Origin of the sequence: Chlamydia ibidis 10-1398/6 (assembly GCF_000454725.1) — a bacterium.
Classification (GTDB): Bacteria; Chlamydiota; Chlamydiia; order Chlamydiales; family Chlamydiaceae; genus Chlamydia; species Chlamydia ibidis.
The window spans coordinates 30502-51306 of sequence record NZ_APJW01000003.1; the positions used below are offsets into that span (position 1 = coordinate 30502).

Genomic DNA, 20805 nt, shown 5'->3' on the forward strand with positions numbered 1-20805 from the left:
AAACTACAAGCCTTTAGCGACAGCTTTGGCACCAGCTTCTTGTAATTTCTTTACTGTCTCTTCAGCATCAGACTTGGAAGTTTTTTCCTTAATAGTCTTAGGCAAGCCTTCGGTCATCTCTTTAGCTTCCTTCAAAGCTAACCCAGTAACTTCTCTAACTACCTTGAGAACGCTGATTTTTTTATCTGCCGGAACATCTTCCAAAACTACAGCGAATTCTGTAGATTCGGCAGCAGCAGGAGCTTCTCCGCCAGCAGCAACTCCGCCAGCAACAGCAACTACGGGAGCAGCAGCAGTAACATCCCACTTTTCTTCCAACATTTTTTTCAATTCAGCTAATTGAAGTACTGTTAAGCCACTCAATTGCTCTACTAAAGCTTCCAAACTTTCTGTTGTCACTTTTGTCACCCTTTGCTTAATTTGAGAATTCTAACATTATTCCTTGTTTTTTTCTGCTTTCTGGTCAATACACAAAATAACCCCAGAAAGAGCTGAATGCATAACTCCAACAACCTGAGACATAGGAGCAGCCAACAAGCTAACAATTTGCTGTCTAAGCTCTTTAACAGATGGTAATTTAGCAACAGCTTCCACTTCTTTACCTGACAGAGATGCGTTATCAATCCGCCCTGCAAGAAAAACTAAAGAATCACTATGTTGTTTATTAAAATCTAAAACTCGTTTTGCCGCGGAAACAGGATCATCATAGGCAAAAACCACACCTAAATGCCCCTCCATATCCGAGCCATTAACTTCAAAACCAGCAGCTTCCGCAGCCTTAAAAAATATTCTCTTTTTTAACACTTCAAATTCCGCGCAAACCCCAGAGAGCGAATTGCGAAACTCTCTAGCATGCACTGCCGTGAACCCAAGATATCTTAACAGAATAAACCCCTGGGATGCGGAAATTTTCTCTTCTACCTCTTGAAGAAGTAATTTCTTTTCTTCTTTCATTTTCCCTCCCAGATTAAGACGCCATTAATTCTCTAGTATCAACAGAAATGCCTGGCCCCATAGTTGAAGAGACAGTAAAAGACACTAAATATTGCCCCTTCGCCGCAGGAGGCTTTGCCTTAATTAAAGCAGAACACAAAGCCTCTATATTCTCTTTAATTTGAACACCATCAAAAGACAACTTGCCAACGCCAGCGTTGCACACGCCTGCACGATCAGATTTAAACTCAATCTTGCCCTTTCGCAACTCAGAAACAGCCTTAGCAACATCTGTAGTTACAGTACCAGCTTTAGGCGTAGGCATAAGATTTCTAGGCCCTAAAACTTTTCCTAATTTCCCCACTTCACGCATCATGTCCGGAGTGGCAACAGCAACATCAAATTCCAACCAGCCACCCTTAATCTTTTCAACCAGATCGTTAGCACCAACAAAGTCAGCACCAGACTCAACAGCTTCCTTTGCTTTTTCACCAGCAGCAAACACAAGAATTTTCAAAGTTTTTCCTGTGCCATTAGGCAAAAAAACAGATCCACGAATCTGCTGGTCACTCTTTTTAGGATCAATACCCAACTTAATAGAGACATCAACGGTCTGATCAAAGCGCACAGTAGGACATTGCTTTAGAATATCAATAGCTTCTCCTAAAGAATACGACTTAGAAAAATCATAAGTCCTTAAGATGCCCCGTATACGTTTTCCATGTTTTGTCATAATTATGCAGCCCTATTAACAATTTACTCCACATCTATGCCCATGCTTCGGGCTGTTCCTTCCACCATGCGCTTAGCGGAATCAAGAAGAAGAACATCCATATCCTTCATCTTTTGTTCAGCAATCGCAGTAACTTGCTCTTGGGTTAATCTCCCCACCTTATTCCTATTAGGAATCTTTGACCCAGACTCCAAATTGAGAGTCTTCTTGATTAAGGAGGAAACAGGAGGCTGTTTAGTTATAAAAGTAAAAGTTTTATCCGAATATACAGTAATCACTACAGGCAACAAGTCTCCTGGACGATCTTGTGTCGCCGCATTAAACTCTTTACAGAATCCCATGATATTCACACCCGCAGCACCCAAAGCAGGCCCAATAGGGGGAGCTGGATTCGCTTTACCACCAGGAATTTGCAGTTTAATTATCTTGATTACTTTCTTGTTCGACATACTAAACCTTACTCTACTCTTGACGCTCCTCTAATATCAGAGGGAAAGAAACGAAAAACTAAAATTATAAGAAGATAGGGAATAAGAATACATAGATTTTGTTAATTCTTACTCACTTTCTTGTCCTGGAACGACTTCCTCTACTTGCCAAAACTCCAAATCATCAACCCGAGTCTCTCTACCAAAGATAGAGACCATGACACTAAGACGTCCTTTATCATGGAACACTTCTGAAACCACTCCAATAAAATTCACAAAAACGCCATCGTTAATTTTGACTTGCGAACCGACTTCAAATTTGTGCTTTTGAACAACACCTGATTTCTTCTCTTCGATATCCGCCAAAATATTATTTACTTCATCCTCGGACAAGGCTAAAGGAACTCCTCCACCCAAAAATTCGACAACCCCTGGGGTGTTCTTTACATATAACCAAGAATCATCTGTTAGATGCATCTTAACCAAAAGATAACCGGGCCATATGTACTTTTCTACAACCTTATGTTCACCTTTTTTTACTTCCATTACATTTTCTATAGGAAGGACGATCTCCTTTATCAGATCTGTCATCCCAGAAGAAGCTTTAAAATCCTCTAAAGCTTTTTTTACTTTCTTTTCTTGAGCCGTAAAAACTTGAACGACATACCATTTAAACATGCAACTAACCAAACAAAAATCTTGTTATACTGCCCACAAATGTGAGCAACTTACGAAACACAAGGTCTATGCAATAAACTGAAAAACCCAAACCAAAAATACTCATAAGCACAATCTTAACGTATCTTTTCAGATCACGCTTACTGACCCATTCTATCTTTTTAATTTCGTCCAGAAAGCTTCCAGCTAACTTTGCCTGCTTCTTAGCTGCGGCTACTTTTTTAGAGAGAGTCTCTTGGCGATTACGTTGTTTCATAAGCAGATTTCTAGATCAAAAATTAACTCTACACGAGTGCGGAGGGAATCGAACCCCCGACCGGCGGCTTTGGAGGCCACTGCTCTACCAGCTAAGCTACACACCCAAAAGCACGGTGAAGATACATCTTTACCATGCTTACAACCACAAATTAGGCAATGATCTTGGAAATTGTTCCAGCGCCAATCGTTCTGCCACCTTCACGGATAGCAAATCTCATTCCCTCTTCTAGAGCAACGGGGCTAATCAACTGCACTTCAAACTCTACGTTATCACCAGGCATGACCATTTCAACCCCCTCTGGAAGAGTCACAACACCTGTAACATCGGTGGTTCTAAAGAAGAACTGAGGCCTATATCCAGTGAAGAAAGGTTTATGTCTTCCACCTTCTTCTTTTTGCAGAACATAAACAGCACATTTAAACTGAGTATGTGGTTTTACGCTGTTGGGCTGGCACACAACCATTCCACGTTCAACGTCATTCTTACCAATACCACGAAGAAGCAAGCCTACGTTTTCTCCTGCGCGACCTTCAGGAAGTTCTTTCCTGAACATCTCTACCCCAGTAACGATAGTTTCTTGAGTATCTCTTAAGCCAACAATTTGAACTTTGTCAGAAACTTTTACAATTCCACGCTCGATACGCCCAGTAACCACAGTTCCACGACCAGAAATAGAGAACACGTCTTCTATAGGCATTAAGAAAGGCTTATCAATTTCTCTTTCTGGAGTAGGAATATTATCATCTACAGCTTGCATTAACTCTCGAATTTTCTCGATATAGCTAGCATCACCCTCCAAAGCTTTCAAAGCAGAGCCACGAATAATTGGACACCCTTTATATCCCTTTTCTTCAAGCAACTCGGACAACTCCATTTCGACCAAATCAACCAACTCTGCATCTTCGGCTGAAATCATATCAATCTTGTTAAGGAAAACAACAATATAAGGAACACCAACCTGACGCGCCAAAAGAATATGCTCCTTAGTTTGAGGCATAGCTCCATCTGTAGCAGAAACAACGAGAATAGCCCCGTCCATTTGAGCGGCACCGGTAATCATATTCTTAACGTAGTCAGCGTGACCAGGGCAATCTACGTGAGCGTAATGCCTATTAGCAGTTTCATATTCAACGTGAGATGCATTAATAGTGATTCCCCGAGCTTTTTCTTCAGGGGTATTATCAATCGTACTATAATCACGGAAATCAGCCAAACCATCACCAGATAGCGCTCGTGTAATCGCAGCAGTTAGCGTAGTTTTACCGTGGTCAACGTGCCCAATAGTCCCTATGTTGATGTGGGGCTTAGTACGCTCAAAAGTTTCTTTTGACATCTCAGAATCCTCAAATTAAAAATTAGTTTCTACTCAAACTATTCCTTCTGCCCAGAATAGGAATTGAACCTACGACCGCTTGCTTACCATGCAAGTGCTCTACCACTGAGCTATCTGGGCGTGTTTTGTGCTTTACAATGGCTCAGAAAATCGCCTAGTCTATGTCACTTATTTTAAAACATCAATAGAAAACAGTTAACGATGTCTGTAGACAACCCTTGCTTTCGTTAGATCATAAGCGGACATTTCGACAGTAACACGATCTCCAACAAGCAAGCGGATATTACTCATACGCATTTTCCCGCACAAGTGTGCTGTGACTGGCATGCCATTTTCTAATAACACTTTGAAATGCATCCCAGGAAGGAGTTCTTCAACCTTACCTTCTAGCACGATAGTATCTTCTTTTTTTGCCATGTAATAAACTATCCTTAAAACAAAACCCTTCGGCCAAAGGCATCCAAAATTCAGACCGGCCTGACGCGCAGATTTGGTGTCAATTAAAGAATAGGCACTTTCAAGCTTGCCCTATTCCATAAAACGCACCGAAATTATATTCGGCGTTTAGAAAAAGTCAAACGCCTTTCATAGATGAGCTTATTATTGACAATGAATTTCTGAGAATCGATGGATAAGTTAAAAATTCATTGCATAGCTAGAGAATCTAGAAGTGTTCTTGCCCAGAAGACTGTAGTATTCGAGTATCACCCTTTATTTTATCCCCATCGCACCCCGTCTGACACCTGAATCGCTACGAACAAGTAAGCAATAACCTAGACCAAATACCTTAGCTTATTCTAGACGCTAGGAAAACAGTTACGTAAGCGTGGTGTATTGTGAAAATAAAAACTTGATAAACAGATTTAGAAATAAATAGTTCTAGCTATTTCTAAATCTCGACAACGGAACACATCAATGATTTTGCCATGTTTACAACTAAGGGAGATTTGTTCTATTATGAGGTCGTTTAATTCTCTGTGAAGATTAAATGACGATATCATTCAATCCCGTAACTTCTTCTCTACTCTCCTCTTCTCGGCACTTAAGTTCTGACAATTCGGATAATCCGAGTGAAGAGTCTGTTGAATCGAGGTCACCAAGTTCGAATGCTCTTGTGAATTCACCGTTAGGACAGGTTAATGGGTTAGCTATTTCTCAGCTTCCTCCACTATCTCCTTTAAACATTTCTCCTTATTATCCTACGCCTAAAACATGCCAGGACCGCATTCTTGCAACGGCTGAAAAAATTAGTTTATTTCTGAGAAACAATTGGAAATACATTCTCTTGTATGTTCTAGCGTGGTCTTTGATTCTAGCCTGCCACTACACTGTTGCTCTTACCCTAACTATCTGGCTAGGCATTGGGTTAGGAGCTGGTGTTGTCTTTGGAATATTTACAGCAAATGTTTTAGATCGGGACAACAAGTATAATAATATCAATAGCTTGTGGAATTTGATCAACTATGGTTTACTACAACTAGATCCAAATGGCACACGCCAATTTCTTCTAGCTACAATTATTGCATCGATATCTTCTCTAATTTATGCAATTCCCGAAGGCGTAGGATTTATGATCGGGGCATGCATAGGAAATCAAATTAGCATCATGACCACGTATGGCATACGACTAGGCAATAACCTTGGTTATGTTTCAGATACCAAAGCTTTCAATAAGAAAGTTTTGAAAATAAAAAATGCCATCAATCAATACCAAATAATCAAGCATCAACTCATCCTTCAACAACAAATCGCTGCTATTGTCTCCCGACAAAACGATGATACTTTTGCAGAAGAAGTGCAATCAATCGAATTGAATATGAATCATCCCTTACCATACATGTTTGATACCCATCACCCAAATGCGGAACATACTTTGCACTTCACTGATCCCAATCTGTCATTATCCTCCGTAAATCAGAGTATCCTTGCGCTATCACAAGTATTAGTTCAATTAAATGAAGAGCCCAACCGGGTAGTTGAGGGGTAGCTTTTGGAACCTACAGTATGTCCATTACAGAATTCGGGATGTTTAGAGAAACAAGATAAAATTATTCAACTTTTGTTTCCTAAAAAGTTTAATAAAGATGTCTTGTACAATACTTTAATGTCTTTCGGCTCTGATAAATCAAATTTTGACAGAAACAAAGTTTCGCAAGACACTCTAGTACCAGGTTGTCAAAGCGATTTGTATTTGTATGAAATTTATTGCGATGGTCGACTCTTCTTTTTCACCTATACTGAAGCCTTGATTTCGTCTGGTATAGCGCATCTTTTTTCTCAAGTATATTCTGGAGAGCACCCAGAAACTATTCTGACATGTAAACCGATATTCTTTGAAAAACTAAGCCAATATCTATCTATTGGTCGAGTTAACGGAGGAGATTCTATATACATGCGAATGAAACAAATTGCCGTACGGTATTTGACATCTTGATCTCCCCTCGTAATAATTATCTTCTGTTTATTAACTAAGATACAATTAGATAGTCGATATCGCTTGCTTGTCAGATTCCAATATGTTAAGATGATCTTCATCAATTCCTGGGGCAGTAGCTCAGCGGTTAGAGCTGCGGACTCATAACCCGTAGGTCACAGGTTCAAATCCTGTCTGCCCCAATTTTCTTTATAGCTTTTTGTTTCGGGGTTTTGTTTTTTCATCTGTTAAAACAAATTTAAACCTTTTCTTTTTAAGAAAAGATAATCTAATCTCTCCAAAATACAAATCCTATCAAATTAAAATGGAACGGATATGGAATTTATCTTAGGAATTCTTAGTCTAATGATGATTGTCTTTGGTATTTTTACAATAGCTCTGCACCTTCGTTTTATGATACAGGCAATCAAAACACTTAAAAAAACCAGTATTTTCCTTGACACAGTTATCAAAAAACAAAAGTGTCAAGACAATTAAAATCACACCCAGGGAGTAGGTCCGGGAGGCAATACGTTTTGTTAAGGTCTATTCCCTGACAATGAGAATGGTTGTTCCATGATCTACTAAACATGCTGTCTGACATTTCTTTCATTCAATACATATCGATTTAACAGGATGCTGACAATCAGAGTGTTATGTGATAACTTATCTATAGATCATTAGTAACAAACACAGTTATATGAACAAAAAGATACTCATCTTTCTTTGTGGCTTTATGACTTTTTCTTTTCCAAAGAAAGCACCGGCTCTAGATCAAACAAAATATCGAGAATTAGTTGTAGAGGCAATATTAGAGCAATCTATAGAACTTCTTTCAGACTCAATTACAAATATCTTAGCGCTCAGTCATTCTCTAGAACAAGATAAAAATATACTTGCACAAAAAATTCTCTTTAACAAGTACTGCAACTTTTTAAAACCTGGAGAATGTATTGGTGAGTGCGTAGTGCATGATCATCTACAATACAAAACTGCCCTAGGAATACTAGATCAGCTCATAAGTGTTGCACAAAAGACGAATTGTTGGCTTATCGAAGGCTCTCGTTGTCGCGATCACGTAGATTCACTGACAAAGCAGTTCTTGAATGAGTACAGAAAAGCCCATGTAATATCCAATCGTACACCAGAAACTTTACTTCCTTGCAAACTTTCTTCAATGAATCAACACGTAACTGTTGACGCTTATTTTTGCTACTTCGGCATTCCAAGAAGTATGCAAAGCCAAATAGTTGAAAAACTACAACAACTTCGTAAAGACGTCGTCAGAGATATCCTGGAGATACAAATAATCATGGGGTCAGAAATTTTTCTTCAGAATCACAAAACGATAACAGCGTAGACATTTATTTTTACACCAAACAATGGTTTAAGAAAGAGCAAATGAAGACATCTCTCTCTAATATATTGGAATACCTCTCGACACTATTTAAAAATCCTGCTTTTGAGAGAAAAGAACATGTGTTTCATAGTGATAGCAAGAGACATTTTCGATATTTCACCCATGATGAAAGGAATGACACCCAAAACAATTGCACGTGTAATACTGGCTGTACCTTGAGATACATAAACTAGATAACACTCTAACCAAAACGCCCCACACAAAAGTATTAAACTAGCTGCTATATTCAGGGTGAAAAATAATTTAATATTAGAATTAGTTCTACAACGAATATAAGAAATCAAAGATATCGCGGGAAGAAAAGACAACAGGTAACCTGCCGTAGGGCCAAGAAATACACCGACTCCATAAGTAGAACCACAAAACACAGGTAAGAAACAACCCTCAATAAGGTACAAAGCAACTGATCCCATAGCAACTGTAGGAGAACTACCAACTCCTAGATAATATATGGCTAAAGTTTGCAAAGTCACGGGCACAGGTGAAAATGGAATGGGTACAGTAATTTTGGCCAGTATTGTAAACAAGCATGATCCCAAAAATATTTTTCCTACTTCCCTGAATATTGAAATTTGTACGTATTTATGCTTGATTATAGCCTGTATCACACTCTTCTCCTATAACTGTATAGAACTATCAAGTTAATGCTATTTGAGCTTAACTGATTTGCCAAAAGATGTGCGAAAAAAAATCAAAAACTATTTCTTTATTTCTGACATAGTCAAATAAATAGAACTAACAATCTAACCAGTAAATGTTACTTTTCACTCTAGACAATAAGATTTTTTGTTTGTAAGGAGGAGAATACGCTAATAGCTGATTGTTAATATATTGCGATTTAATTAAAATGCTAAAGCAGACGTCACTTTATGTTTTAAATACAAAAAACTTTTCTACCTAGCTACTCTTTCTTCACACCCGACTTATCAAAGTTCACAGTTACCACCTCCTCTTCCTATCCTCTGTCTACATATTCTTTCATAAACGTACGTCACTCGTATTTGATTTCTAAACATTTTAGAAAACTGTAGAGGTAACCTATGGCATCTCCTTTAAGCAATCGTAGCAGCTCACCAGTTCCAACTTCCAACCCGGGAAGTCAAGAGATATCAATGCTAGAAGTAAAGCAGCTGGCTCAAAAAATTCAAGAATCCGTACAAATTCCGCAACATACTGAATCTGCAACCTGCCGTTGTTGGAATTGTAATTTTTCCTGTGGACCGGAAGAAAAATTGAAATACTTTCTAGGACATTATCAAAGACTCGTGAAAATCCACGGAGCCACTTGTACAGCAATGTCGATCATATTAAGTGGTGGTGATCCTAAATATCCGACAGAAACTTCGCGTCATCTTTCCTACGAAAAACAATGTATGAATCCAATGCTATGTCCCGAAGTACTTCCAAGACCAAAAGGCAAACAAGCAGAAAAGGAACAGACAATCTCAGAATTTATTCATGCATCATTAAAAAATCTCTCAACACCAGAAGCTCTCGACCTCAAATCTACAAAACTTATACTTGGCATTTGGAATTCTGGTATTAAAAGTATTGATGCTAAATTAGCACTGAATTTATGGGTGGTGTCTGGAGACAGTACTGTCAGGCCATTTTGTTTTAACCACTTGGTTCACTATATCCGAAGTATTTCGTGTCTACAATTCGTTCGTGGTCTGGAAATAAAAAGAATAATTCCTAGAGACGCCCATATATATGCTACAGAAGTTATGTGTACCTTAGCTTGTATACTTAATAATCCAGAAGCTTCTTCTGCATTTATAACATGTTTGCCAACTCCAAACTCTTCGGAAACCATTCCTGTGTGTAGTGGAACACTGGTCACAAAACTCATTATTATGGTACTTGCGGCAAGGAATAAAAAAAGCAAAGAAGACATGAACAAACCTGATCCTTTTACAAAGAACCCCATGTTCCGTTCCATTGTACATGCCGAGAATAATTTTAGGAAAAATTTGTTAGGCTGGAGTCAAAATCTTCTCGACGACGGCTCCTGTGTAACAGTGATTCGAGATTTCCTAGGAGTCCCGTACAAAAATACAAGCCCTTGGGATCCTATAAACATATGCAATTTACAATACGAAACAACACCATACTATTATAGCTCATTTACGATATGCGATTCCCCACCACCTTCATCTAATACAGTTCAGCCTTTAAGTAGAAGAAAACGCTCCTTATCCGAAGAAGAACAAACATCTTCTGATGAAAACAGACCCTCTACATCAAAACAAGCACGTGAAGACCTAATTAGAGCTTCTAAGACTCCTTCGCTCTCCTCCACACTATCCCGAGAATCCACTATAACTACGAAAGTTACAGAGACAAACCTTCCAGAAATCTCAAAAGAACATAGTCAAATGATTGATGAAATTTTGAGACAATTAGGGCCTTTACCTAGTGGAAGCTATGCAGAAGATCAGTTGTTAGAAGATATTATCCAAAGTAGCAGCTCGCGAATCAAAGAAGAGGAACAATTAACAACAAGGAAAACTGAATAGTCCTCGGCAATCTTAGTAGCACAGAGAGTAATGAATAAATCTCTTTTAAATAGCCTTTCGATCTTTGAATTAGACATAAGGCTATTTCATGATAGTGTCTATTATCTGACTTAAAATAATCAATACTCTGAGCTTATCTCCCCTAGAACGAGAACTTAATATTTTAATGCGCAAAAGTTCTGAAAGTTTTTAAAGGATATAAATCCTTTCAATTTAATAAACAGAAAACAAACACAACGAAAAATAATTACTATTTTAAAAATCAGGTGCCTATATGACATGCCCAAGCAGTAATATTTCTGATGCCATAATACCGCAGCCAGCTCCTGTAGTGTGTGGCAATCCATCATGCCCCTACGCAAACAGGGAAACCCCCATTACTTCCCCATCTCCTGAGGAAGCTATTGAACTAGCAAAAAAAATCAATAGCTTTCTTAAAGATAATACTCCTCTAAGTTCTGATTGCTGTTTAAAACGCAACACCTCCTGCTTGTCTTGCCATCCTAATTCTTGTGTACATTCTGGAGGAAATTCTCCTCTTGTAGAATTCTGTCATTGCTGGACGTGCTGTTTCGGGGAACCCTCTCCCAACGAAATGGAGGCGTTATCCAGATATTTCAAGGAAATGTCTATAACACATGGAACACTTTGCACATCTCTATCAATACTTAAAGCAAACATCTCTATTGCGAAGATTGCAAAACAACATTGCCAACTTAGCGAAGAAGATAAACATACCATAGCAGCTAAGTGCTCTGAAAAAATAATAGACCGTAGGTTTGAGATTACATACTCACTAATAAAACTAACAAACTCTCTTACGGCATCAGGATTACAAGAACAGCACCTGTCGTTGATTTTAGATATTTGGAAATCAACACCTGCGAAAATAAACCCTGAAACTGCTTTAAATATCTGGATAGTAGATAAAAGTAATAACATTTCACCCTTTTGCTTCCAACGTTTAGAAGCATTTCTCAATAAAGCTTATTTTGTTCATGCACACAGGAAACGAGAAGAATTACTTGCAGCTGGAGAAACTCATAAAATGACACTACATGCAATGTTTACACTAGCAGCTGCTCTAGCAAGTCCTCACAAACAAACAATTTTCCATAAAGAAGTAATAAACAATGACTGTTCTATCTATAAATGTAGCTACTTATTTCTTCATAAATTGCTCGTTATGATACTTACAGCAAGAGGATTGCGCTTCCAACAAATATATTCACGTAAAGAGACCGTCTCCTTCTCTCAACGAGACAATCAACAAATTAAAGAAGCCTCGGATACATTCCGTAAAACTTTATTGGGAGAATTCTCATATAGAAAACACAACCGCGTAGGTATTTCTGACGACTTAGATCGAAGTAAACTTACTCCAGAATCATCACGCCGCACAAAAATTCGTGACTTTTTCAATAGTAGAATAACCGCAGGGCAAGCACCTTGGAGTATGTCTCTTCTTCAAGCTATTAATACTCCTAAAGCATCTGATTCGAACAGAGGTTCAATAGATCAAGAGCAACCGGGTACTAGCGCATCAGCATCTAAAAGTAAAAAAGGAGCAACAAGTACCAAACATAAAAAAAGTACTCCCGCTACAAAGAGACAGCACGGAGAGAATGCAGTTGAAGAGAATACCCAAACACCTGCCAGCAACCAACCTCCTAAAAAACGTTGGAAAAATTGGATGAACACTTAAATAGTCCTAGAATCATTTCAAGCAACACTCGAAGAGGAGAGTTGTCTATGAAGCAACAACTCTCTTTCTATTAAGCTTATACCTGCTTTACCGTATAATAATAGATTAGACGCAAACCGATTATATAATATAACAGACCGTAGTAGTAAACCTATACTAATGGTATACAAACAGAGTCCTAAAACAGCCAAAGGAACCTGAAAAAGAGCAACCCCAACTGATATATAAATTACACCCAATAGCAATAATACGAGGGATAAAATAATCAAAGACCGTTCTCGAATAGGAAATTCGTCCCAAATATTGACCTCTATTTCTTGCAATATTGTCGGACCGCTTTCGACAATCACTTCCATAATCTTATCCTTAATCACAAAGACCATTCATTTTAAAAAAATTTTTATAAACTATATAGCTTATTTTCAACGTCCTTGACGTATACGACGTATCAGTCTGATTACAATAGCAACATTGATCATCATGATGACCGCAACAACAAATAGATTGATCATCTGTGTAATCACAAGTACATCTCCATTTTGCCATGCTAACGTTGCATTATGTACTTGATTAGAAACTAGAGAAGATCCCCAAGTAGCATTATTAGGATTACAGTGATCAGTGGTGTTGGAAACATCTGTTACATTACAATGTCCTGTAATCTCTCTGGGTAATTGAATTCCTATACCATTTAAAGCTGTATACATAGAGAAAAAGAAAATACTATGGATAGCTCCTATCAATTCCTGGACCCCCATACGTCTTTCCCTATCTCGTAAAACTAGTCTTCTAGTAGCTAACTCTCCACCTCCTGCACTAGAAAGTATCGCCCTCTGTACCCTATGACGTAACTTAGGTAAAAAATATTTAAAGATATCCAAACCAAGAATACTCCCCCCTAGTCCCGAGGCAGAAAAAAACAAACCTGTTAATAAAGGATGCGAATGAGTTAGGAGATTAGTAAATAAATTGCGGTAGCAATTGGCTAAGTCTACTAGAATAACTACGGTAATAAAAGGAGACAAACTATGTGCGACCAAACGTGCCGTTCGATATCTTTCTCTACGTCCCATCACATTAGTGAATAAAATAAACAACTGCTGACAAACACCCAAAGAATATGTAGTTAATAAAAGAAAAAGCACTTGTTTATCTCTGGGATCTACTACTGATAATGAGAAAAATAATTGTGACAAATCCAATATTCTAAATACACTAAATATTAAGTTAGATATCAGGTCAATCCTAGTCTGTGAGACAGGATTTATTTCCTGCTCTGCGGAAGTATCTCCTCTTTCTAGAATTGCTATAACTTTACCCAATACATCTCTTCCTTCCCCTAGTTCAACAACTGATAGTGTATGATTAAAATGAGAAGTCGTTCTACTACACCCTGTTTCAGCTATTCCGGATATAGCCCACTTATAGTTTGGACATCTTAGAGATGGTGAATACAATCCTTCACAGGATGACGAATAAGGCAGAGTAGTAACATTAGTCGTGAGAAACCCAGAGTAGTCTAAAAGACTGAGCATATCTCCGAATACTCTATAATGCTGGACATTTTTTCCTCCTCCCCTAACATAAACTCTAGGAGAAATACCACAAACTTGTACTCTACTAGCATAAGGTGTTTGATCCAAAACCTTTTGGACAATCGCTCCCCCATCAGAATAAAAAATAATAGTATGCTGTCTACCAGCATTACTAGTATCGGAGAAAAAATGATTTAAATGTTCTAGTATTGCTATGCAAGCTGGGTGATTTACTTCTACTTCTAATTTCCTAGAACACAGGCAAGACCTAAGGGGGGCTACTCCAGAATTATACACAAGTCTAATAGGCTCTTTTCTCACCTCACTAAGATATAGTGCTTCTAATTGAGCTTCTAATAGCGTTTGCCAACTACCATTAACGTAAGTTACAGATACCTGTGAAGACGGAGGTTCTTTACAATTTGTATCTGCGATACAAATTGCTTCAAAAACTTCCATATCCATGTATTTATTGTCCTCATCATAGCTAGACACCAGTTTAGTTAATTTTGTGGTAGTAGCTTGTGAGACTTTTATGATCTCTTGTTTTTCTGTTATATCTGAATGAGAACCAACAAACTGCCTCTCCACGTACGTGAGGGGACGTATGGGATTCACCATGAAAAATCCAATGATAAAGATACAAATCAAAAGAACAACGTTCGAGAGTAGTACACTAGTACGCACATCGCTCTCGAAAGTTGAAAACACTGCCAACTGCTATGACAACTCTTTTAGAAAAAAGAGGAATGAACCAGCGAGATAAAAATAATCGTTTAACTATTAAAAATAAACAAAAAGCATAAAGACCTATAGATAAAGTCTTTAAAAATCGACCAATACGAGCTTTCGCTTAGAAAAGACATAGGCGCCTATCATTCTATAATATCTCTGATGTATTTTTCTCTTTTCCAGGACAATTCTTTAGCTACTTTTTCTTTCTCCCAAGCTAAAAGATCCCGTTTAAATTCGAGTTCCTTTTCTCGCATTTCCAATTCTCTGTAAGCATAGGCTAGCTCTTTAGATTGGTCACGTTCTCTCCAAATATCCACTACCTCATCTAACTTATGGAATAACTGATGGAAAGGCCCATTTTCCACCGAAGTATCTTCGAAATCTAAAGATAAGACACTGATTATATCCTTACAAGCAGACACAATTTTCTTACCTGCTTGCGACTCTCTAATCCAGTAGAGAACTTGTTCCTCATCATTTAAATCCTTTTTACTGCTATCTTCAAAACGTAAGAATTCTTGATATAATTCTTGATGTCCGTCTGCAAGCACTTGAAACAAAGAATCCAAATTACTCAAAACTACATCTGTTTTTTCTTCTTCTATAGAACTAGAAAAATCTCCAATATCAGAATACTCTTCTGTAGACGTCCCCTTGTCTATAACATCTGATATACTTTTCCCATACCCCTGGAATACTACTGTAAAAATAAAAATACACGCCACAATATAAGGTGTTGTAAACATATGACCATTCTTTATAAAGCACGATTCCGAAGAATTATTGAATACTTAGAAATTATAAACCCTAATTTCCCCAAACACAAATTAGAGCAGTTTAGCCCCGATCACAATAAACCTTACTAATATTTCATGTCGAAAATATTTCGCATAATCTAAAGAAAAGCAACTCACTTAAGAGGTAAATACTTTAGATAGTTCCGAAGCCTTTGCTATCATGTAAGGTAAATGTTCATGCTCAACAAAATCATCAACAGATAGGGGTATGCGAACGACTGAAGATGTAATTATTTTCTGGTATTTTAAAACAGCCTTAATTGCTATAGGGTTAGTAGTTTTTGCCAACCAAGAACAAATAACCTGCCACTCTTTTTGGAATTGATGATCTTGAACTGATTTAACATAATACTGAGTTCCTACAGGCCAAGCATTACTACACACGGAGACTAAGCCATAAGCACCTAATCGTGCCATAGTGGGCCATAAACTATCATCTCCACAATATAATCGTAAATGTGGTGTAATCTGTGAATATTTTACGAACATCTCCAGAGATCCCCCAGAATCTTTGATACCCAAGAATTTTGGATGATCTGCTAAAGAGACTACCGTTTCTGGATATAATGGGGTACCTGCTCTTGAAGGAATATTATAGAGAATACCAGGGCTATATACTTGATCTAACAACGTTTCAAACCATAGTGTTTGGCCAGTAATCCCAGGTTTCATGTATATGGGACATGTTAATAAAAACGCGTCGATAGGATAATCATTACAAAACCTAACCCATTCAATAGACTCATACAAAGACACACCTGGTACACCTATGACTATAGGAACCTTCAAACCAAGAGAAAATGTAAAATCTACAATGGATCGTCTCTCTTGGTTTGTCAGAGACATATTTTCCCCTGTACTTCCTAAAACGACAATAGCACTTCCTGATTCTTCCTGAGAAAATAACAAACGTCTAAAACTAACAAAGTCTATTTTATGATCGTCAAGAAATGGGGTAACAGAAGCAGTAAGAAGTTTCATAATTTCTTCCCAATAGAAAACTGGATAAAAGTATACGTAGGGTCATGCGTAGATAAAATTAAACTATAGTAAGTTTTTTTCGCACATAATCACGATGAAGTTGTGTGACAATATATTCGGCATATTTCCCAGAAACAACCAAACTCAGTTTCATGTGATCCTGTGAGCAACAAAAAATATGATCTGACTCATGCTGTAATTTTTCTGTTACCTGTGTAAGCATCGCAGCAGAAGCTAATCCAGAACCTACCATAGTAATTAGTGCACATTCTTTTGTTGTATAAACATCGCCTATTTCTGAGAGCATATGATAAAGAGAATGATAAATACGAGGAGAAATGTCTGCAGAATCAGTCGTAAAGGTAATGGTATTTTCCTTGGATGTAATTATCCCCGGGAGAACTTGACAAGTATGCAAGATATGAATTACTTCTTCCAATACAGAAGAGCTTGCACCTAAGACGAACCATAAATCCTGATTCTTTTTCACAGATAATGCTTTTACCCTAGACTCATAGCTTGATGTCCTATCCATAGCATAAATCCATGTCCCATCTTTGTAATCTTCAAAAATAGAAGTCACGAAAATAGGGATGCTAGAGCGCATGCAAGGAAGAAGCATAGGTGGATGTAGTACCTTAGCACCAAATGTAGCCAAATGTTGCATTTCTTCGAAACTTAACTCAGGAATCAGTTGAGCATCCTCTACGACTCTAGGATCCATAGTGTACACACCACTAACATCCGTATAGATACGAACTTCTTTTGCTTCACTTAATTCTGCAATCAAAGCTGCAGAATAATCACTCCCTCCCCTACCTAATAAAGTTGTCTTGTTTTGTAGATCAGCTCCTATGAATCCCTGAGTGATATAACTTTTCTTCTGACTAAGACCTAGAGACATCCAATTCTCACGCATACAGGCAATGTTAGGATTAGCACGATTATAAGAGCTATCTGTAACAATTACTCTACGCGCCTCTAAAAATTCTATAGGGAAACCACGACTATGACACACATAACCAATTAAAGACGCAGAAATATCCTCTCCTATTGCCAGTATTAAGGCACGATCAGAGCCCTCTATATTGCCATTGTAATCTAGGTAAGAATGTAAAATTTCCAACCATCCCATTAAAGAGAATTCGATTCCTAGATCACCAATAATCAAATTATGTGTATTCGTTATTTTATTAATGATTCGTTCACGACCTCCTTTAGTCTCCATACAAAAAGCATCTAATAAATCAGTAATCCCAGCGATGGCACTTACAACGACAAAATTTGGCCTGTAGTTGCAAATAATATCTACGACTACTTTTATATTTATAGCTGTTCCCAAACTTGTTCCGCCGAATTTGTAGACTACTGGCGACATGAACACTCTCCGAAATATTGAGAAAAATAAAACTCCATATTTCTTAGAACAGCTCCAGCGGCACCTCGAACAAGATTATGGACTAATACATTCATTTTAATCGTTTTATTATCGCCACCATATTTTAAAGGGCCGATGTGAACGCGCATATCATCGTCCATTAAATCTTTCCTAGCCTGAGGATGCCAAGGAGAGTCATATAACTGATAAATACTCGAAAATCTCTCATTCCTAACATGATAACATTCTAATATATCCCTAATATCAACTGCCTGTGTAAAAGTGATATGAAGCGTTAAAGTGTGTCCATACACAACAGGAACACGGTGAACACTTACAGAAATAGGAATATCAGCAGGAGAGTTAACTTCTCCGAGTATTTTCAACGTTTCTAGTCGAATTTTCTCTTCTTCATTAGGTATGTAAGGTACCGTGTTAGCCACAATATCCATAGAAGATAACCCTGGATAACCAGCACCACTGACAGATTGTAGGGTAACAATATGTAGGTTAGAAATTCCAAAAACCTGTAATGGATCCAAAGCTAAGGCTATACCGGAGACACAACAATTAGAATTTGTGATCATACGACCTGGAAATGGCTGCTCACATACTAAACGCATATGCTCCAAATTCACTTCCGGAATAATAATAGGAACCTGAGGATGCATTCTATAAGCTGAAGAATTGGAAAAAACAATTTTCCCACGAGATAGGCAATAATATTCATATTCCCGAGCTACTCTACAGGGCAAAAAGGAAACAATAACGTCAGATTCAACTTCCTCAATAAGCTTTATAGGTATATGACCTACGCAAGTTGGCATAGGAATTAAAGGCTCTTGCCAATTGCATACAGAATGGTAGGACAACCCTCTTTTTTCTTCCGAAGCAACCAACTCAGCAATATCCCAAGGATAATGCTTATACAAAAGAGCTATAAACTTCTGGCCCACAAGTCCGGTAGCACCTAGAACAGCCACACGCATATTTTCCCTAACTGTATTCGTACTATTACCCGAGACACTTGTATTTCTTAATCCAAAAAATCAACTTGTACATTGCTCAAGGTAAGCGCAGACGAAAATTCCGCCCTTTCAACAAAACTAAGAAACGTCTATGCCACTAATAAGAAGCTGTCAGAGCCTTGGGAAGATACTTAAAAACAAAAAATCCCAAGAAATTAGAAATCAAAGAATCTCAGAAGCGTACATTTTAATGACGCTTTTATTTTTTAAGCAAGTAATGTTCGTTTTCATAATGCAATGTTGAAAACATCCTTAGGTCCGTAATACCCTGGACCAGGTTTAACATAATTAAACCAATTCAAAATACGCAAAACTCCTTCAGCGAAGATTTCCCTAGAAAATACTGTGTGGCAAATAGAAACCTGTTCTGAATCGCTAACGAAACTAACCTCGTGTTCACCTGGAATATTACCTACACGGGATGCGAGCACTTCTATGGTTTTGTTATTCTCGGATGTCCCTAACAAAGAATATTCCTCTTGGCGAGCCTCTTTCTTGGCGCGTTGAATAGTATATGCTAAATCCATAGCTGTTCCTGAAATAGCATCCTTCTTTTTACGATGATGAGTTTCGCGAATACGTATATCATATGTGTCATCAAAGACTTGCGCCAGTACACTAGCTAGCACTTTTTGTATATAAGCACCTAAACTGGTATTAGAAGATACATAAATTGGCACAATCTTTGATAATCTTTTTAGCTTCGATTGAACAGTTTTCCCATATCCTGTTGTTCCTAATATTATAGGTTTTGGACGTTTAAACAAACAATCAACAAGGCGCTCCGTAAATTCAAAAGATGAAAAATCTACGAGTATATCGTTATTTTCTATAACGTCGTCCAGAGTATATGAACTACTTTTGGAGAATCCGGGGCCTAAGGAGTAACCAGACTGATTTGCTAACTGATCTCTGATCAATGTCCCCATTCTTCCACTAACACCAATAATACCAACCTTCATTACTACACCTACTTCCTATAGCTTTGTGCAACATAGACAAAAATCTCGCCTAACTATAAAATTCGGAAACTTCTAATTCTTAAAGATTAATTTTTGTTCAATCCCAACATAATCATCCTACTATTCTCAATGCTATAGAGCTCATATTATGGATTGCCAAGTTCTAGATTTACCAAATGAAATCCAGAGACACTGGAGCCTGATTTTATCCTCCCGCCTTGCTTTATGGCAGCGTCATTGCTCTCAAGAATTCTTCGATTATCTCGAAACACTTGAATTGTTATCCACTAATCTTCCAGACTTCCATAATATACAAAAAATAATCCAAGAGAAAGCGCAGTTCTCTCTCATCATAACCCCTGAAAAAGTAGCCCCACAAGATTACTTACATCTTCTTAGTCAGAAATGCTTCCCCATATCTCAATATGTTCGCCCTATAGAAAATAATAATTTTTCTCTAATTCCTGATATAGTACATGATTTATTGTGTCACGTTCCCTGGTTACTTTCTCCACACTTTGCTTCCTTTTTTCACAAGATGGGGATTTTATTTAAAGAAGCCCAAAAAAGAGCTCTTCTTTTTCAACATAGTGACAAAAAAAAATTCGCCCTAGATAGGTATATCTCAGTTATAACGCAATGTTTTTGGTTTTCTGTAGAAACGGGGTTGATCAAAAAACATGGAGAAAAGAAAGCATACGGGGCTGCTTTACTTAGCTCACCCGTAGACTTAACTCATATTTTTTCAACAAAAGCAACACATTACTGTTGGAATCTAGAGAAAGTAATCTTGCAGGATTTTGACCCCAGCCATCTTCAAAATATTGCTTTTGTAATTCGAGATTTTGAAGAGTTACCCACTACTGTAGATAGCATGCTTGATCTTTTAAACAGAGGGCTATTAGATTTTGAGAACTTATAGATAAGCTCCCATGAAGACTTGGTCTCCTTTGCAAGAGTTCGTTCAG

Annotated in this window: 22 protein-coding genes and 3 tRNA genes; 7 read left to right on the plus strand and 18 right to left on the minus strand. The window is 37.7% G+C overall.

Annotated elements, in window-relative coordinates:
* Positions 1–3 precede the first annotated feature (3 nt).
* The 10 genes from rplL to infA form a co-directional block, all read right to left on the minus strand.
* The gene (rplL, locus tag H359_RS03605; RefSeq protein ID WP_020370396.1) at positions 4–399 is read right to left on the minus strand and encodes a 50S ribosomal protein L7/L12; all 396 of its coding nucleotides are present in this window, start codon (positions 397–399) and stop codon (positions 4–6) included.
* Between the two features lie 36 nt (positions 400–435).
* The gene (rplJ, locus tag H359_RS03610; RefSeq protein ID WP_020370397.1) at positions 436–954 is read right to left on the minus strand and encodes a 50S ribosomal protein L10; all 519 of its coding nucleotides are present in this window, start codon (positions 952–954) and stop codon (positions 436–438) included.
* A 13-nt stretch (positions 955–967) separates the two neighbouring features.
* Positions 968–1666, minus strand: coding sequence for a 50S ribosomal protein L1 (gene rplA, locus H359_RS03615; protein WP_020370398.1), 699 nt, complete (start codon positions 1664–1666; stop codon positions 968–970).
* 23 nt (positions 1667–1689) lie between these two features.
* A complete protein-coding gene (gene rplK, locus H359_RS03620; RefSeq protein ID WP_020370399.1) occupies positions 1690–2115 on the minus strand; it encodes a 50S ribosomal protein L11 in 426 nt (141 codons plus the stop codon).
* Between the two features lie 108 nt (positions 2116–2223).
* A complete protein-coding gene (gene nusG / locus H359_RS03625; protein ID WP_020370400.1) occupies positions 2224–2772 on the minus strand; it encodes a transcription termination/antitermination protein NusG in 549 nt (182 codons plus the stop codon).
* A 4-nt stretch (positions 2773–2776) separates the two neighbouring features.
* On the minus strand, positions 2777–3028 hold the full coding sequence (gene secE / locus H359_RS03630; protein WP_020370401.1) for a preprotein translocase subunit SecE: 252 nt from the start codon (positions 3026–3028) through the stop codon (positions 2777–2779).
* Between the two features lie 33 nt (positions 3029–3061).
* A tRNA-Trp gene (locus H359_RS03635) sits at positions 3062–3134 on the minus strand.
* 45 nt (positions 3135–3179) lie between these two features.
* Entirely contained in the window at positions 3180–4364 is a 1185-nt protein-coding gene (gene tuf, locus H359_RS03640; RefSeq protein ID WP_020370402.1) for an elongation factor Tu, read from the minus strand.
* Positions 4365–4412: 48 nt separating this feature from the next.
* Positions 4413–4484, minus strand: a tRNA-Thr gene (locus H359_RS03645).
* 75 nt (positions 4485–4559) lie between these two features.
* Positions 4560–4781: a translation initiation factor IF-1 gene (gene infA / locus H359_RS03650; RefSeq protein WP_020370403.1), complete on the minus strand. Its 222-nt coding sequence runs from the start codon at positions 4779–4781 to the stop codon at positions 4560–4562.
* Between the two features lie 571 nt (positions 4782–5352).
* On the opposite strand from infA, the gene H359_RS03655 reads away from it, so the two are divergent.
* The 4 genes from H359_RS03655 to H359_RS03670 all read left to right on the plus strand — a co-directional run bounded on the left by H359_RS03655 (position 5353) and on the right by H359_RS03670 (position 8137).
* Entirely contained in the window at positions 5353–6351 is a 999-nt protein-coding gene (locus H359_RS03655; RefSeq protein ID WP_020370406.1) for a hypothetical protein, read from the plus strand.
* Between the two features lie 3 nt (positions 6352–6354).
* Positions 6355–6798 (plus strand): SufE family protein, encoded by a 444-nt coding sequence (locus H359_RS03660; RefSeq protein ID WP_020370407.1) that lies wholly within the window; start codon positions 6355–6357, stop codon positions 6796–6798.
* Positions 6799–6907: 109 nt separating this feature from the next.
* A tRNA-Ile gene (locus H359_RS03665) sits at positions 6908–6980 on the plus strand.
* A 533-nt stretch (positions 6981–7513) separates the two neighbouring features.
* The gene (locus H359_RS03670; protein WP_035392175.1) at positions 7514–8137 is read left to right on the plus strand and encodes a hypothetical protein; all 624 of its coding nucleotides are present in this window, start codon (positions 7514–7516) and stop codon (positions 8135–8137) included.
* Positions 8138–8220: 83 nt separating this feature from the next.
* On the opposite strand, the gene H359_RS03675 is transcribed toward H359_RS03670, so the two are convergent.
* Positions 8221–8805, minus strand: coding sequence for a biotin transporter BioY (locus tag H359_RS03675; RefSeq protein WP_020370410.1), 585 nt, complete (start codon positions 8803–8805; stop codon positions 8221–8223).
* Positions 8806–9237: 432 nt separating this feature from the next.
* On the opposite strand from H359_RS03675, the gene H359_RS03680 reads away from it, so the two are divergent.
* Complete coding sequence (locus H359_RS03680; RefSeq protein WP_020370411.1) at positions 9238–10716, plus strand: hypothetical protein; 1479 nt, start codon at positions 9238–9240, stop codon at positions 10714–10716.
* Positions 10717–10990: 274 nt separating this feature from the next.
* Positions 10991–12421: a hypothetical protein gene (locus H359_RS03685; RefSeq protein ID WP_020370412.1), complete on the plus strand. Its 1431-nt coding sequence runs from the start codon at positions 10991–10993 to the stop codon at positions 12419–12421.
* A gap of 17 nt (positions 12422–12438) precedes the next feature.
* Here H359_RS03685 and H359_RS03690 read toward each other — a convergent pair whose 3' ends face one another.
* From H359_RS03690 to dapB, 7 genes are all read right to left on the minus strand, one after another.
* A complete protein-coding gene (locus H359_RS03690) occupies positions 12439–12777 on the minus strand; it encodes a hypothetical protein (protein WP_021119619.1) in 339 nt (112 codons plus the stop codon).
* 66 nt (positions 12778–12843) lie between these two features.
* Positions 12844–14577, minus strand: coding sequence for a DUF687 family protein (locus tag H359_RS03695; RefSeq protein ID WP_020370413.1), 1734 nt, complete (start codon positions 14575–14577; stop codon positions 12844–12846).
* A 254-nt stretch (positions 14578–14831) separates the two neighbouring features.
* A complete protein-coding gene (locus tag H359_RS03700) occupies positions 14832–15437 on the minus strand; it encodes a hypothetical protein (RefSeq protein WP_020370414.1) in 606 nt (201 codons plus the stop codon).
* Positions 15438–15605: 168 nt separating this feature from the next.
* A complete protein-coding gene (gene dapA, locus H359_RS03705) occupies positions 15606–16469 on the minus strand; it encodes a 4-hydroxy-tetrahydrodipicolinate synthase (RefSeq protein ID WP_020370416.1) in 864 nt (287 codons plus the stop codon).
* A gap of 58 nt (positions 16470–16527) precedes the next feature.
* Positions 16528–17847: an aspartate kinase gene (locus H359_RS03710; RefSeq protein ID WP_020370417.1), complete on the minus strand. Its 1320-nt coding sequence runs from the start codon at positions 17845–17847 to the stop codon at positions 16528–16530.
* Entirely contained in the window at positions 17835–18836 is a 1002-nt protein-coding gene (gene asd, locus H359_RS03715; protein WP_020370418.1) for an aspartate-semialdehyde dehydrogenase, read from the minus strand. The genes H359_RS03710 and asd overlap by 13 nt, the downstream gene beginning before the upstream one ends.
* A 266-nt stretch (positions 18837–19102) precedes the next feature.
* Positions 19103–19837 (minus strand): 4-hydroxy-tetrahydrodipicolinate reductase, encoded by a 735-nt coding sequence (gene dapB, locus H359_RS03720; protein WP_020370419.1) that lies wholly within the window; start codon positions 19835–19837, stop codon positions 19103–19105.
* 148 nt (positions 19838–19985) lie between these two features.
* Between dapB and H359_RS03725 the strand changes: the two genes are divergently transcribed.
* Complete coding sequence (locus tag H359_RS03725) at positions 19986–20759, plus strand: biopterin-dependent aromatic amino acid hydroxylase family protein (protein ID WP_020370420.1); 774 nt, start codon at positions 19986–19988, stop codon at positions 20757–20759.
* The last annotated feature ends 46 nt before the right edge of the window (positions 20760–20805 follow it).

What these genes read in the sequence shown, in the direction of transcription:
- rplJ (WP_020370397.1), bottom strand. Translation starts at nt 954, where the DNA reads ATGAAAGAAGAAAAGAAATTACTTCTTCAAGAGGTAGAAGAGAAAATT.
- rplA (WP_020370398.1), bottom strand. Translation starts at nt 1,666, where the DNA reads ATGACAAAACATGGAAAACGTATACGGGGCATCTTAAGGACTTATGAT.
- rplK (WP_020370399.1), bottom strand. Translation starts at nt 2,115, where the DNA reads ATGTCGAACAAGAAAGTAATCAAGATAATTAAACTGCAAATTCCTGGT.
- nusG (WP_020370400.1), bottom strand. Translation starts at nt 2,772, where the DNA reads ATGTTTAAATGGTATGTCGTTCAAGTTTTTACGGCTCAAGAAAAGAAA.
- secE (WP_020370401.1), bottom strand. Translation starts at nt 3,028, where the DNA reads ATGAAACAACGTAATCGCCAAGAGACTCTCTCTAAAAAAGTAGCCGCA.
- tuf (WP_020370402.1), bottom strand. Translation starts at nt 4,364, where the DNA reads ATGTCAAAAGAAACTTTTGAGCGTACTAAGCCCCACATCAACATAGGG.
- infA (WP_020370403.1), bottom strand. Translation starts at nt 4,781, where the DNA reads ATGGCAAAAAAAGAAGATACTATCGTGCTAGAAGGTAAGGTTGAAGAA.
- H359_RS03655 (WP_020370406.1), top strand. Translation starts at nt 5,353, where the DNA reads ATGACGATATCATTCAATCCCGTAACTTCTTCTCTACTCTCCTCTTCT.
- H359_RS03670 (WP_035392175.1), top strand. Translation starts at nt 7,514, where the DNA reads ATGACTTTTTCTTTTCCAAAGAAAGCACCGGCTCTAGATCAAACAAAA.
- H359_RS03680 (WP_020370411.1), top strand. Translation starts at nt 9,238, where the DNA reads ATGGCATCTCCTTTAAGCAATCGTAGCAGCTCACCAGTTCCAACTTCC.
- H359_RS03685 (WP_020370412.1), top strand. Translation starts at nt 10,991, where the DNA reads ATGACATGCCCAAGCAGTAATATTTCTGATGCCATAATACCGCAGCCA.
- H359_RS03690 (WP_021119619.1), bottom strand. Translation starts at nt 12,777, where the DNA reads ATGGAAGTGATTGTCGAAAGCGGTCCGACAATATTGCAAGAAATAGAG.
- H359_RS03695 (WP_020370413.1), bottom strand. Translation starts at nt 14,577, where the DNA reads ATGGTGAATCCCATACGTCCCCTCACGTACGTGGAGAGGCAGTTTGTT.
- H359_RS03700 (WP_020370414.1), bottom strand. Translation starts at nt 15,437, where the DNA reads ATGTTTACAACACCTTATATTGTGGCGTGTATTTTTATTTTTACAGTA.
- dapA (WP_020370416.1), bottom strand. Translation starts at nt 16,469, where the DNA reads ATGAAACTTCTTACTGCTTCTGTTACCCCATTTCTTGACGATCATAAA.
- H359_RS03710 (WP_020370417.1), bottom strand. Translation starts at nt 17,847, where the DNA reads ATGTCGCCAGTAGTCTACAAATTCGGCGGAACAAGTTTGGGAACAGCT.
- asd (WP_020370418.1), bottom strand. Translation starts at nt 18,836, where the DNA reads ATGCGTGTGGCTGTTCTAGGTGCTACCGGACTTGTGGGCCAGAAGTTT.
- dapB (WP_020370419.1), bottom strand. Translation starts at nt 19,837, where the DNA reads ATGAAGGTTGGTATTATTGGTGTTAGTGGAAGAATGGGGACATTGATC.
- H359_RS03725 (WP_020370420.1), top strand. Translation starts at nt 19,986, where the DNA reads ATGGATTGCCAAGTTCTAGATTTACCAAATGAAATCCAGAGACACTGG.